The 15,368-nt window shown below is 38.8% G+C and carries 8 protein-coding genes; 4 read left to right on the top strand and 4 right to left on the bottom strand.

The features are described from left to right. Position 1 precedes the first annotated feature (1 nt). The 4 genes from B5X53_RS05840 (at position 2) to B5X53_RS05825 (ending at position 8,647) form a co-directional block, all read left to right on the top strand. A complete protein-coding gene (locus tag B5X53_RS05840; RefSeq protein ID WP_079712327.1) occupies positions 2-1,522 on the top strand; it encodes a rhamnogalacturonan acetylesterase in 1,521 nt (506 codons plus the stop codon). Continuing rightward, positions 1,519-4,431 (top strand): glycosyl hydrolase 115 family protein, encoded by a 2,913-nt coding sequence (locus tag B5X53_RS05835; protein ID WP_079712301.1) that lies wholly within the window; start codon positions 1,519-1,521, stop codon positions 4,429-4,431. Before B5X53_RS05840 ends, B5X53_RS05835 begins: the two co-directional genes overlap by 4 nt. Positions 4,432-4,521: 90 nt before the next feature. Continuing rightward, the gene (locus B5X53_RS05830) at positions 4,522-6,957 is read left to right on the top strand and encodes a glycoside hydrolase family 2 TIM barrel-domain containing protein (RefSeq protein ID WP_079712300.1); all 2,436 of its coding nucleotides are present in this window, start codon (positions 4,522-4,524) and stop codon (positions 6,955-6,957) included. A gap of 70 nt (positions 6,958-7,027) precedes the next feature. After that, entirely contained in the window at positions 7,028-8,647 is a 1,620-nt protein-coding gene (locus B5X53_RS05825; RefSeq protein ID WP_101023105.1) for a family 43 glycosylhydrolase, read from the top strand. A 42-nt stretch (positions 8,648-8,689) separates the two neighbouring features. On the opposite strand, the gene B5X53_RS05820 is transcribed toward B5X53_RS05825, so the two are convergent. The 4 genes from B5X53_RS05820 to B5X53_RS05805 form a co-directional block, all read right to left on the bottom strand. After that, positions 8,690-10,255, bottom strand: a complete 1,566-nt coding sequence (locus B5X53_RS05820) for a rhamnogalacturonidase (RefSeq protein WP_101023104.1) — start codon at positions 10,253-10,255, stop codon at positions 8,690-8,692. Positions 10,256-10,293: 38 nt separating this feature from the next. Then, positions 10,294-10,608, bottom strand: coding sequence for an L-rhamnose mutarotase (gene rhaM / locus B5X53_RS05815; RefSeq protein WP_079712299.1), 315 nt, complete (start codon positions 10,606-10,608; stop codon positions 10,294-10,296). Positions 10,609-10,714: 106 nt separating this feature from the next. Beyond that, complete coding sequence (locus B5X53_RS05810) at positions 10,715-13,168, bottom strand: glycoside hydrolase family 31 protein (protein WP_079712298.1); 2,454 nt, start codon at positions 13,166-13,168, stop codon at positions 10,715-10,717. Between the two features lie 69 nt (positions 13,169-13,237). Then, positions 13,238-15,337 (bottom strand): RagB/SusD family nutrient uptake outer membrane protein, encoded by a 2,100-nt coding sequence (locus tag B5X53_RS05805; RefSeq protein WP_079712297.1) that lies wholly within the window; start codon positions 15,335-15,337, stop codon positions 13,238-13,240. Positions 15,338-15,368 lie beyond the last annotated feature (31 nt).

Genomic DNA, 15,368 nt, shown 5'->3' with positions numbered 1-15,368 from the left:
AATGAAAAGTTTAAAAATCTTTTTTCTGGTCGTTTCAGTTATTTTATTGATCGGATGTAGCAATAACAATTCAGAAAAACAAAAACCCACTGTTTACCTAGTGGGTGATTCCACCGTAAAAAATGGTCAGGGAGACGGAGCCGGCGGCTTGTGGGGCTGGGGAGATTATATTGGCCAATTTTTGGATACTTCCGAAATAGAGGTTGAAAATCATGCTTTAGGAGGTACCAGCAGCCGTACTTTCCAGCGCCAGGGATTATGGAAGCCGGTAAAGGATAGTTTAAAAAAGGGCGATTATGTTTTGATTCAGTTTGGGCATAATGATGCTGGGCCAATTAACGATGATTTTCGTGCAAGGGGAACAATAAAGGGTATAGGAGATGAATCAGAAGAAATTGATAACATGCTCACAGGAGAACACGAGATTGTTCATTCTTACGGCTGGTATATCCGCAAATTAATTACAGACGCTAAGGAGGAGGGAGCTATTCCTATTATAATGTCCCCTATTCCACGCAATAACTGGAAAAACGGAAAGGTTCCTAGAAATAATGATTCTTATGGTGGTTGGGCAAAACAAGTTGCTAAAGAAGAGAATGTAACATTTATAGATTTAAATGAGAAGATGGCCATGGCTATCGAAAAAGAAGGTGAAGACCAGGTAACTGGGAAATATTTTTATAGACGTGATCATACTCACACCTCTGCCAGGGGTGCTTTACTTGCTGCGTCCATTGTAGTTGAAGGAATAAAAGCAAGTGAGAATAAACTAAGGGATTATATGTTGGAAAATCCTGAGGTTGAACTCCCATCAAAAAAGAATGTCTTTCTTATCGGAGATTCTACGGTTGCAAATAATAATGATGAAGAGGCAGTGGGCTGGGGCGTACCAATTGAACAATATTTTGACACCACAAGGGTGAATGTAATCAACAAGGCACGTGGCGGCAGAAGTAGCCGTACTTTTAGAAATGAAGGTCTTTGGGACGCAATTAAAGACAGTATTAAGGAAGGCGATTTTGTCCTGATGCAGTTTGGCCATAATGACGGTGGAGATGTGACTAAACTGAAGCATCGGGCATCTTTAAAAGGAATGAGCGACTCCATACAAGAGGTCGCAAAACCAGATGGCTCCAAAGAAGAAGTTCACACCTATGGCTGGTATATGAAGAAATACATAAGTGAAGCTAAAGAAAAAGGAGCCAGGCCTATAGTTTTTAGTCATATTCCACGAAACAAATGGGCCAATGGCAATGTTGAAAGGGCTAACGATTCTTATGGAAAATGGGCGAGGGAAGCTGCCGAACAGGAGAATGCTTTATTTATTGATTTGAATGATTCCATAGCTAAAAAGTATGAAGAAATAGGACCTGAGGAAGTATCCTCATTCTTTCCAAAAGACCATACTCACACCAATATGGAAGGCGCGGAATTAAATGCTTTTATTATTGCTAAAAATTTAAAACAAGCTAAAGAAACTGGAATAAGAGATTATATTTTTATAAAAGAAAAAAAGGAATGAGATTTAAATCTATAAAACGGATAAGGGATTTTAGAGCTTTACAAAAGCCAGGCTTATTTCTATTCTTAGTATTTCTTTTTCCTAAACTTTACAGTCAGGACACTCAATTTGAAATTTTCACCGGTACACCGGAGTTTTCCATATTATACGATAAAAAAGGCTCCCCTTTAGATTCTATAAGTGCTTCACTTTTAGCGGAGGATATTTATAAGGTAAGCCATAAAAAACCATTGGTTACTACCGATGTAAATAAAACAAAAGGAAATACTATAGTAATAGGCCAGCTGAATTCAGATTTGATCTCAAAATTTGTTGGTTCTAATGACCTTCCCCGTAAATTTAAAAATCAAAATGAAAGCTTTCTTCATAAAGTTGTAAAGGATGAGGCCAAGAAAATTCTGGTAGTTGCAGGTACCGATCCCAGAGGAACAGCTTATGGTGTGTTTGAACTTTCAGAAAAAATTGGTGTTTCCCCCTGGTATTGGTGGGCCGATGTACCGGTAAAAAAACAAAAGGAAATTATCATTGAACAGGAAGAATTTTATTCTAAAGAACCTTCCGTGGAATTCCGTGGAATTTTTCTAAACGACGAAGATTGGGGGTTGCAACCCTGGGCTGAGAAAACCTTTGAACCTGAAGTTGGGGACATAGGCCCTAAGACCTATGCAAAAATCTTCGAATTACTTCTACGCCTAAAAGCGAACACCATCTGGCCCGCTATGCATCCCAGTACCAAAGCTTTTTTCCATTATCAGGGCAATCCTGAAATGGCGGAAAAATACCAAATAGTGATAGGAACTTCCCACGCAGAACCTATGCTACGCAACAATGTAGATGAATGGGATAAAGAACCAATGGGTTCCTTTAATTATCTATCAAACAAAGAAAATGTTTATAAATACTGGGAAGAGCGGGTAAAAGAAACTAAAGATATAGATGCTATTTACACGCTTGGAATGCGCGGAATTCACGATAGTGGTATGGAAGGTGTAAAAGGGATTGAAGAAGCGAAAGCAAACCTCCAAAACGTGTTAAAAGATCAAAGGAAATTACTCAAAACCTATAGTAGTAAAGAAGTGACCGGGGTGCCACAGGCTTTTACTGTTTATAAGGAAGTTCTGGATGTGTATGATCACGGCTTGGAATTACCCGAAGATGTAACTATAGTATGGACAGATGATAATTATGGTTATATAAGACGTCTTGGAAACGAAGAAGAACGTGCAAGAAAAGGTGGAGGCGGAGTTTATTACCACGCCTCTTATTGGGGCCGCCCTCACGATTATCAATGGTTAAGCACCACGCATCCGGCATTGATTCGTAATGAAATGATGAAAGCCTATAAAAACAACAGTAGAAAAATGTGGATTTTAAACGTAGGCGATCTAAAACCTGCTGAATATAATATGCAGTTATTTATGGATATGGCTTATGATATTGAAAAGTTTGAAGAACCGGAATATGTAGACAAACATATGCAAGACTTCTATAGCAATGCCTTTGGAAAGGCAAAAGGAAAACCCATCGCGAATATAAAAAAGGAATACTATAATCTGGCCTTTGAACGTAAGCCTGAATTTATGGGATGGAGCCAAACTGAACCAACTACCAAAATTGATACAACTGCTTACACTCCTTTTTCCTGGGGGGACGAAATCAATAGACGAATTGATAGCTACGAAGCTTTAGAAGAAAAGACAGAGAAGATACAACATCAAATCCCGGAAGTTACTAGGGATGCTTATTTTCAATTGGTTCATTATCCGGTGAAAGCTGCCTCTTTTATGAACAAGAAATTCCTTTATAGAGATCTTGCTCTTAAATATTTAAAACAAAATCGTCTAATAGTTAAAAAATATAAAAACCTGTCTCACACTTATTATGACAGTATAGCCTCCATTACCAGGCGTTATAATGAAGAAGTATCCGGTGGAAAATGGAAAGGAATGATGGATATGGCCCCACGAAAGCTGCCAGTTTTTGATAAACCTGAAATCTCTTTTTACCTGGATCCTAATTATTCAACAGCAGCCGGAATTTCTGTTGAAAATGCTTCTGGAGTAGAGGATCTTCAACTCCCGGCATTTTATGAAAACTCACCACAAAATCACTTTTTTGACATCTACCTCAAGCAACCGAAATCGGTGAAGTGGTCTGTGCAGAATGTGCCTAGCTGGTTGCAACTAAGTGAAACAAAAGGGAATCTTACCAAAGATGGTATAACCGAAAAAAGGATTACTGTAGCCGTGGACTGGCAAAAATGGCGTCAGGTCAACAGGCCCAAAAATGCAGAGCTAAATCCCAGATTAGGAAAGCGTCGCCACAAAATAAACATGCAACTAAGATCCTATAAGCTGGCGGAAACGGGCGAGAATATCTTTACAGAACAAAACGGGCTGGTTGTTATTTATGCAGAAAATTATTCCGGAAAAACAGATAGAGATGAGTTTAAGTGGGAAAGAATTCCGGGGCTGGGATATTCTCGTAATTTGATGCAATCCTTCCCATTAACAGGAAAACCGTTGGACACGCTTCAGCTACAGGAAAAGTCCCCATATCTCGAGTATACCCTCTATACAGAATCTTTAACAAAAAACGCAGAGCTTGTCTTACATGCCCTTCCTACCCATCCCTTAACCAATGAACATGGAATGAGAATAGGGGTGCAGTGGAATGATGGTCCAGTTGAAATAGTCGATTTCAGGACATATGGAAGAAGTGAGGAATGGAAGCAAAATGTTCTTCGTAATCTGGCAAAGGTCCATATTCCTGTTGAAATTCAAGAAGCCGGAAAGCAAATTCTGAAGATATATATGGTTGACCAGGGAGTGGCTCTTGATTTTATCTATGTAAACCTCCAGGACCAATCTTTACCCTATAGCCTACTACCGGAAACCAGGTTTAATTAGAAAACAGAAATAAATAGTAATTGATGATATAGAATTTTTACTTACAAATATTGGTATTCGTAATTTTGAGTTCCATATTGAAACCACCCTATGAAAACATACAAAACTATAAGCTGCCTGTTAATACTCATACTCCCACACCTCCTTTTTTCGCAGAAACGAGATATAGAGGATATAAAGACCTGGAAATTTTTTAAAGGAGAAAATAAAGATGCCTATAAAATAGATTTTAATGATGCTTCCTGGCAGGACGTGCAAATTCCTCACGACTGGGCTATCTACGGCCCATTTAACAAGGATATAGACAAACAAATTGTAAAAATTGAGCAGAACAATGAAGAAGTGGCCACAGAGAAAACCGGTAGAACAGGTTCGCTTCCTTTTATTGGGACCGGCTGGTATCGCACCGTGCTTTCTATTCCAGAATCAGCTGAAGGAAAACAAATCTTACTAACCTTTGATGGAGCCATGAGCAATGCAGAGGTTTTTCTAAATGGAAAAAAAATAGGGAATCGACCATACGGCTACAGCTACTTCTACTTTGACATTAGTAAAGAATTAAAAATAGGAGAAGACAACCTGCTTGCCGTAAGACTGGAAAACGAATCTCAATCATCGAGGTGGTATCCCGGGGCTGGCCTATACAGAAAAGTCCAGCTAATAACAAAAGACACAGTGTCTTTTAAACATTGGGGCCCTACCATAACCACTCCTTATATAACTGGAGAAATGGCAAAAGTTGAAATCAAATCTAAAGTACAGGGAAAGAATGTTCGGGTGGAAACGACCATTAAAGACAGTACGGGTAAGGCTATAGCTTTTAATTCTAATTCCCAACGATTCGGGGATGAGGTTGAACAAAACATCCCCGTTGAAGAACCGAACTTATGGTCGCCTTCCCACCCATATCTCTATACCGCAGAAATAAAACTCTTTAAGGACGGGGAACTAAAGGACTCGCAAGAAATGAGGTTTGGGATTCGGGAATTTAAATATACTCCAGAAGGGTTTAAGTTGAATGGTAAGGTTACTAAATTTAAAGGGGTCTGCTTACATCACGATCTGGGACCTATAGGCACAGCTATAAATAAAGCAGCATTAAAAAGGCAGCTTACAATCTTAAAAGATCTTGGTTGCAACGCCATTCGCTCTGCTCACAATATGCCCTCTCTTGAACAACTTGAATTAGCTGATGAAATGGGCTTTTTAGTGATTGCTGAAAGTTTTGATGAGTGGAAAAAGCCAAAAGTAAAGAACGGATATAACCAGCATTTTGATGAATGGGCTGAAAAAGATGTGGAGAACCTTGTTAGAGCTACAAAAAACCATCCAAGTATCATTATGTGGAGCGCCGGGAACGAAGTACCAGATCAATGGGGCAGTGAAGGTGTGAAACGACTACACTGGCTCCAGGAGATCTTTCATCGGGAAGACCCTACAAGGCCGGTTACCGTTGGAATGGACCAGGTGAAGGCAGTGATGGAAAACGGTTTTGGTGCTGTACTGGATATCCCGGGATTGAACTACCGCGTACATTTATATGAAGAGGCGCGAGAGAGCTTTCCCCAGGGCTTCATTCTGGGTTCAGAAACCGCTTCTACGGTAAGTTCGCGCGGCATCTATAAATTTCCGGTGAAAAAAGGCCATGACATCACCTACCCCGACTTGCAATCTTCTTCCTATGATCTGGAGTACTGTAGTTGGTCCAACATACCCGAGGAAGATTTTGTACAACAGGACGATCACGATTGGGTGCTAGGGGAATTCGTTTGGACCGGTTTTGATTACCTGGGAGAACCTACTCCTTATGATAACTACTGGCCAAGCCGGAGTTCCTATTTTGGTATGATAGATCTCGCCGGAATTCCTAAAGACCGCTATTATCTCTACAGAAGCCGTTGGAATACAGAAGACGAGACTTTGCACATCCTTCCTCATTGGAACTGGGCAGGACGTGAAGGGGAAGTTACGCCTGTTTTTGTATACACGAGTTATAATAAAGCAGAGTTGTTCATTAACGGAAAAAGCCAGGGAATACGTATAAAACAGAAAGATTCACTACTTGAGAGGTACCGCCTAATGTGGAACGAGGTGCTTTATGAGCCGGGAACAATTAAAGTGGTCGCTTACGATGAAAATGATAAGCCGGCAATGGAGAAAGAAATCGTTACCGCAGGGAAACCACATCATTTAAAACTGGAAGCAGACCGCACAAATCTCACAGCCAATGGAGAAGACCTGAGTTTTATTACAGTTTCTGTAGTAGATAAGGACGGTAATGTCTGTCCTACAGCAACAAACCAGTTGAGTTTCAAGGTGGATGGAGCCGGCAAATACCGGGCAGCATCCAATGGAGATCCAACCTCTTTGGAGATGTTCCATTTACCAACTATGAAAGCCTTTAGCGGAAAGCTAGTGGTCCTGGTGCAATCAACTACCGACGTAGGAGAAATTGAATTGTCAGTTTCAGGAAAAGGACTGCAAACAGGAAACATTAAATTACAATCTAAAACTATCAACCCGTAATTTTAAGGAGAACACGGTTCCAGACGGCCTTTTGCAGGAAACAAGAAATAATAAAATTAATTAATGCATTATGATGACGCATACAATAAAACATTTCTTTCAGATTGTACTTTTAAGCCTTATGTGGGGACTAATATCAGGAACTTCACAAACATTAAAAGCACAATCCTCCAACATCAAAAATGATACTTTCTGGGACACCAAAGACGGTGAGCCTATTTATAGCCAGGGAGGTGGAATTTTCACCTTTACCGATCCAAAAGATGGAGTGGAAAAATATTATTGGTATGGGGTTCATTATAGAGAAGCAGAGTTGTATCGCGATGATCCGTCTGTAACACAGGAGAGAAATTATATTAAAGCCGTTACTTGTTATACCTCTACAGATTTGGTGAACTGGGAGTTGGAGAGCAATGCCCTGGAGAGATCAGAAGTCACTGATCACTATGAGAATACACATTGGATGGGAAGAATGGGAGTTGCTTACGTAGAAGAAATGGACAAATATGCTATGTTTATTCAGCATAATGCTGGAGTTTTAATCGCACTTTCTCCAACACCAGCCGGCCCGTTCAAGGTTCATAATCGTTTAGATATGACCGATAGGATTGGCTCTCCAAATACCGGAGATCAAACCGTCTTCACAGACCCGGATACGGGAATTTCGTACCTGGTATATTCCTACGGCCAGGGTAGACATATTATATATTTGTCTGAGATCGGCGTAAAAGATGAAAAAGTAGATCTGCTGGATGTTAATCAAATATATAAGGGAAAAGGCCGGGAAGGAAATTGTATGGTTAAACATAATGGGAAGTATTATATTTTTGCGTCAAATCTCTATGGTTGGGATTCCTCATATGCTTATTACCTGGTGGCCGATAACATTGAGGGACCTTATACCCCTGAAAATAAGATGTTGATTACTCCGGGGACTTACGAAGATTATGCACATATTACACAAACAGGATTTTTTGTAAATGTAAAAGGATCAAAACAGGAAACAGTAGTCTATTGTGGAGATCGTTGGGCAGACTTTGCTGGCAATGGCCTGGGGTATAATCAATGGTGCCCCATGTCTTTTGATGGCGAGACTCCCTACTTTAACTCTTTAAGCTCCTGGAACCTTAATGAAGCCACTGGAGAATGGAAAGTAGCCGATGACAACAATTATGTAAAAAACGCAAGTTTTGAAGCTGATAGAAGGCAGATCCCAAGTCCTGTTAAACCTATTAAAGAACAACTACTAGGATGGTATTCTAAAGTAAACCAGGGTAATGTAATTGTCATTGAATCAGAAGATTCGCCTGTTTTAAATTATTTTAATTCAGAAGAAGACAGAAAACATGTGATAGGTGAAAAAAGTTTGAATATCTCAGATAATATAGAGTTTAAAAGAGAGGTTTTCCAAATTATAGAGTCTACACCTTATGTAAAATTAAAAGACGGTTATTATACATTATCAGCCAAAATTAAAAATACTGGTAAATTTCATAAGTTAAGAATGTATGCCGAAAGTGCAGGAAAACGCCATAATGTAGAGATCACAGAGCAGAATGATGAATGGATTACGATAGAAATTGAAAATGTTCAGGTAAGCAATGAAAAAGTAGAAATTGGTTTTAATGCTTATGGGGACGCAGGAGCCAGTGCTCAAATAGACGATGTCTCTTTTGTTTTAAGCAAATAAATAAAGTATCGGGCTACATAACATATTTAAATTAGATCCTGCTTAATTTTGTAAACTGTTACTATTCTTGATTTTAATCCCCTTTGATTTTCGGGTTTTAAGAACAGGGGAATTTTCGGCTTTTTGTGCTTCTACATTATTAAATTCTATTTCCTCTACATCATCCAAAATAATAGCCGGTCTGCTCTCATCGCCTGTATAATGAATATTGATATTATTCATTTCAATACCTTTTGCGTGCCTTATAAAGAATCCATAGGAAGGCATAACCCCGAATTTAGCGGGTTCAGGATAGGTTTTAACATATTCCGGTACTATTTTCTGGATTTGGGTTCTAGCAGAGTCCAGCGGACGATACCAAATGTCAATATTATTAAATCGAATATCTTCAATATCGTGGCCGGGTATCCCGCTGATAATGCTGGAGAAATGGGAATCGGCATTATAAACCGTCACATCGCTAATACTTACTCTTCGCAATTTTCCCCGCTCTACACCCTCAGGCCCTCTCATTCTACCCGCCAGCCTAAGGAAAAAAGGGGAATTGGTAACATTTCGCATAATAATGTTACTAATATTCACGTCTTCCAGAAGACCTCCGTCCACAGTTTCCAGTGCAAGGCCTCGCGAACGGTCAAAAACACAATTGCTAATAGTAATATTTTTAAATCCGCCATTAGATTCTGTTCCAAATTTAATTCGCCCGGTAGGTCCTTCCTGGTCCGGCACCAAATGACCTTCTTTTGTTTGGTAGGTGCCGGCAATCATAGTTCCCACATCATAGCCGGAAACCTGGCAGTTGGTAATCGTCACATTTTCTGTCGCTCGGGCAAAGCCCAGTCCGAAAGAACTCTTCAAAACAATCGCATCATCATTAGGGGAATTTACTGTACAATTTGAAATACGAACATTCCTGCAGGCATCAATGTCTATTCCGTCACGATTGGTATCAATTTTAAGATTATCTATAGTAAAATTATCTACTCCTGTGGCCAAAATTCCAAAGTGTCCACCTTTTATGATCGTAAAATCCTTTAGAATCACATTCGTGCACAATTTTAATCCAATAGCTTTATTTCCTCCACCTTCCCACATAAGGTTACCAGCGGGAATTCCTTTTTTATCCCAGTTTTCTGAGGCATAAAAACCTCTGCTCAAGTTTTCTCCCTGGATAACTCCAGGACCGGAAATAGTAATATTATTCAAATTCTCTCCCCAAATTAGGCTATTTCGCCAGTAGCTATGCCCATAATCCTGGTATTCATTACCGGCACCTTCCCCGGGAGCGTCGTACCGACCGCCGTCATTTTCTCCTGCTGCTTTTAAAATTGCTCCGGCCCCAAGGTAAAGGTGAATATCATCTTTTAACCGTATAGAATAACTTAAATAAGTCCCAGCCGGAAAATAAACCTTGCCGCCTCCCGCTTCAGAAGCCGCTTCTATTGCTTTGTTGATAGCTTCTGTATCCAGGGTCTCCCCATCACCTACCGCACCGTAATTGCGGATATTAAAATTATCTGATGCCATCACTGCTGAAGTACTAAACAACAGAAACAGACAGGCGCTTACTATTTTAAGGAAGTTGGCGGGACGAAAATATTTTCTCATTTAATTCTAATAAATTATTTACTATCGAATTCTTTTTTCTAGTCCATATGAAAAACCCTTTCCAAAGGTTTTTCCACAGGGGAATTATCAGGATTTGTTTCCATAATATCACTCATATAATCCCACCATTTTTGCAAAATAGGTTCTTCTCTTAAACCGGTTAAATCCTTTTCATTTTTCACTTTTTGAACCGCAAAAAGAATATGAGTTTCTTCATCCAGGAATATATTATAGTCATAAATTCCTCTTTCTGAAAGAAGTTTGCTGAGTTCTGGCCATATCTCATCGTGCCTTCTCTTATATTCAGCTTCAAAACCTCGCAATAATTTCATTTTAAAAGCTCTCAAACTCATAATAAGTACGTTAGTTTAACTTCATCTTCTTAGTTAAAACAATTCTCTAAAAATAAATTCTTTTCATGATGGAAGTGCGCTTTCTTCAAATTTTTTTCTAGTGAAGTCAGCTGGATTTAGTTTTTTTCTTTTTAATTAAAACTACCTTTATCTTTTTGTCACTTTTTTCCCGCGGCAGAATTTCTACAACTTTATCATCGTAAGTGATTAGATCTTCATCTTCAGAATCATTGATTTTTATATCTGAAAATTCTTGCTCTGAATGAATCAGTATTTTATAGCTGCGAGGGTTTACTTCAAATTCTCCTTGCGGTGGCTTAATTTCAAGTACTAATTGATTTTCATCTTCTTGTACGTTTATTTCTGAAATACTAAACTCACCGTTTTGATAATCGAGACTTTCTCCATCATCATCATAAAGTTTAAAGGAAGAATTTCCTTCTGGGTAGACATCCAGTATAATTTCATCTATTTCCTTTTCACCTACATAATGTACTATTTCCTGAGTTGGAATTATGGCACCGGCTTTTACAAAAATTGGCATCTCTTCTATGGGCGTAAGTACATTTAGATATTGTTTGCCTTCAAATTTTTCTCCTGTCCAGTAATTTATCCATTTTCCTTCAGGAAGATAGACTGTTTTGGTTTTGGCATCTTTAGTTGTAACCGGACAGATTAATAAATCGCCTCCAAGCAGATATTGATCTGTAATTTCATAAACATTTGGATCATCCTGGTACTCTAAAACCAAGGCACGCATAAGTGGCATTCCGGTTTTATGCATTTCATAGGAATTGCTGTATAAATAGGGAATCAGGCTATAACGTAGCTCATCGTATTGTTTAAAGATTTTCTGCGCTTCTTCCCCATAGTTCCAGGGTTCCTTATAATTAGGATGTTCCATCCCGAATAGATGCGCTATAGGACTCATCATCCCAAATTGCACCCAACGGATATAGAGTTCGGGGTCGGCTACGTGTTCAAAACCGCCCATATTATGGCTCCAATAGCCTACTCCCGAAATCCCAATATTAAGTCCGGCTTTTATCACCGGCTCAAAATACTGCCATTCACTTGGCCAGTCTCCGGCCCAAATAAAAGGGTAGCGTTGTATACCTGCATAACCTTCACGGGTATGGTTCATACCACGCATATTATTATGTTCCTGGAATTTAGTAAAAGCGGCTTTTGCATAAGCCAGTGGAAATAAATTATGTAAAGATTCAATTTCCTTACCCTGGGGGCCGGTTTTGTTACTTTCGTTAGCTTTTCTTCCAAATGCACTTCCTTCATCGGTTTTAAAGAACATAGCACCTTCCTTTACAACATTCATTGCTCCGTTCTCCCACCACCAATCAACACTTTCCTCATCAAAGAAGTTCACAAACTCTCCAGGGTTATCATCTTCAGGATAAACGTGGCCTGCTTCCCTTGCTTCATCTAATAATCTTAATTTATTTCCATTGTCAAAACGAGGACGCACATGTAATCCCATCATATTAATATTCATATCATAGATGCTGTCAAACATTTGCTCGGTATTATCAAAAGTTTCCCGCCATTCAAAAGTGGTTGCGCCACTTCCGCCGTTTTCACCAAATATTCTCCAGGTAGAATCTAAATGAAGAATATCTATTGGAATCTCCAATTCCCGGAATTTTTTAACAAGAGCAACCGGGTAATTCTCGGAGGTTTTTTCTTCATGTCCCCAGGTTCCTCCGCTATAAGTACCCACGTGTAATCCTAAAGCAAACTTTGGAAGTAATGGTGATTTCCCGGTTATTGAAGTATACCCATCTAGAATTTTCGGAAATTTAGGACCGTAAATAAAGTAATAATCCAATTCGCCGCCCGCAGCTTCAAAAGAGTAACTTTTATTATCTGAAAGTCCCATATCCCAGGTAGTTTTATATGAATTATGGAAGAAAATTCCATAACCCTTTGTACTCATAAAAAATGGAACCGGTGCATAATTAGCTTCTAGAACGTTATAAGCTCCAATAATATGAGGTTTTCCTAATCCTCTCCCTACATCAAGAGAGACCTTTTTCCCTCTGCGATCTAAAAAGTCCATACGTTCACCAAAACCAAAGAAATGTTCTTCCGGATTAAGCTGCTTTTTTGCGCCAATTTTTTCCTCAGTGGAAAATGCACCTAACTTATTATTATCTGATTTTTCAGAATTCAGAAGTTCTCCTTCTTTATTAAAAATTTCAATAGCAAAAGGTTTCTTTTGAATTTGAACTTTCAAAGCTTCAGTTGTAAAAATTAGGGATCCTTCATCTTCTTCAGATTCATATTCGGTTTCAGGCCAATCATAACGGTTTACCATTAAATGCTCATCCTCTTCAAAGCTATTATTCCAGCTTGTTCTAAAACGCACAATGGAAGGGGTACAGAACTGTATCTGCACCCTACCCATTGTAGTGGCTAATTCAACTGTATTATCGTTTGTAGAAGAAATTTCTTCGAAGTCTCCAATACCAGTCTGGCCAATAGCATCTATATTCAACAATAAAATCAAAAGAGCTGGACAGACTATAATTTTAGTAAAGTTCATTTTTAAGTTATAAAACAAACGCTATTATAAATAATAGCGTTTGGCATTGTTTTTAAAAATATTTAAATTTTAATAACCGGGATTTTGCCAGGAATCCTGTACATCTGGAGCCAGGTTGGATCCATCCTCGTTCAACAATCCATCTATGAAAGATTGTGGAATGGGACGAAGTTCATGTTTATTAGGCGTAATATCTGTGGCCTCCTCATTAAAAGTTGTAGTACGCTGAATTAATGTTCCTGTTCTGGAGAGCGTTTCCCATCGTTGCCATTCTCCCAGTAATTCACGAGTACGTTCATTAAGAATAAAGTGTAAAGCCCGCTCATAAGATCCAGAAACACCTAATTCTGACAAAATTTCTTCATCCTCTTCAGGGAGGTTATCCGGAAAAGAAGTTAAGGTTAAATCTGATGCTGCAGTGGTAACTTCCAAATCAGGATTAGACAAATAATAGGTGTTCATATCAAGATTTGAATTAATATAATTATCAGCGGCACTACCCGTGTTAAGAGCATTATTTTCAAAAGCCTGAGAACCATCAACATAGTATGATCTATTTTCCCCTTCATTCCATTCTGCTCTATTTCTAACGGTGTTAATATCATCCATAGCACTTCCATACTGTCCTTGACGAACGTAGGCTTCTGCTCTAATAAGATAAGTTTCTGCCAATCTCGCCATAGTTACATCCCGGTGCGCATCACCTTTCTCGGCAAAACGGGAACCATCATCGGTTTTATTAATTCCAGCAAAGAAATTTGAAATTGGAGTACTCTTAAATTGTGGAGAAACATATTCTCCATTTTGGTATAATACCAAAGAGTTTGGTACAAACTGGCCAGGAGTACTTGTTAAAGAACCAGAGGTCTCGGTTTGACGTGATCCTAATTCCCATTCCGGTAAACGACCATCTACATCTCTCCAGTCAGGATTTTGAATTGAGGCACCAAAAGTAAAATTATTATAAGTATTATCATCTTCAGTATTGAGGATCATTACAATTCCAGGATCTCCAGGTTCAAGTCCTAATTCATCGTCTATCACGTTATTGATACCATATACTGTTTTAAAAGTCTTCCACATTCTGGAATCATTTACATGATCAAAAACCTTGTAAGAATATTCAGTTGGTCTTAATCGTTGGAAATCCATTCCACCAATCCAAACTCCCCTTCTTACCCATCCACCAGAGAAAGCAGAAAATTGCGGCGTAAAGTAGTTATAGGTACGATTTCCAAATCTACCCGTAGTTGAACCATCGTCATTATGAGGTGCTGCCATTAATATTTCATCAAGTTGCTCGGCTTCACTATCAACTCCTGTCCAATCTGCATAGAGATCTCGATAATTATCAGCTAAGGCTCCTCTTGCATTAATTGCATAGGTAGTAGCCTGAACGGCCTCTTCTAAATCTGCATCTATATAAGAACTATTCCAATCATCATTTCTTTCTGAAGCTCTAAATAGCAATGCCTTTGCTAAAAAATGCCCGGCAGTTGCTTTGGTCCAGGTCACCCCTTTTCCATAAGTAAAGATTTCCCCTTCAAAATGTTCAAAAGCATTTCTAAAATCTGAAATAATCTGTGCCCAGGTTTCTTCATCTGAGGCTCTTTCAAAATTTCGTACTACTCCTACAGCAGGCTCTAATTGTAATACTACTCCTCCATACTGAGCTGCAAGGCGATAATAATTATATCCTCTTAAAAAATATGCATGTGCCAGATTACGATTTCGTTGCACATCATCTTCAATGATATCTGCATTCGCGATTATGGTATTTGCAGAAGCTATACCATAATACATTTGATCCCATAAAGCAGCTGGGGAAGTAGAATTCCAGTTAGCGGCCCCAGTATCGGGATTTGCACCCATAGGTCCTAAACGGCTATCGTAGGTATTCCACATTTCATTGGTTAGATCATTAGCATTGGTAAATTCATCGGTTCCATAAAGGGTCATGCCATATGCCCATTCAAATCCAAAATGCCATCTAATATTACCGTATAAGGAAACGGTTAAATCCTCAAGACCTTCAGCTGTATCAAAATACTCCGTAGAATATTGAGCTTTTAGTTCCTCGTCAAGAAAATCCTTTTCACAAGAAGATAGTACAAACGCTACCATGATAAGGAGAATCTTGTTACTATTTTTAAATATTTTTGTTTTCATCTGTATTAATTATATAATTACTCTAAGGTTA

This window comes from Salegentibacter salinarum (genome assembly GCF_900168115.1).
Lineage (GTDB): Bacteria > Bacteroidota > Bacteroidia > Flavobacteriales > Flavobacteriaceae > Salegentibacter > Salegentibacter salinarum.
Note: the sequence above shows the minus strand (reverse complement) of the source record. Positions and strands in the feature narration are given on the sequence as shown.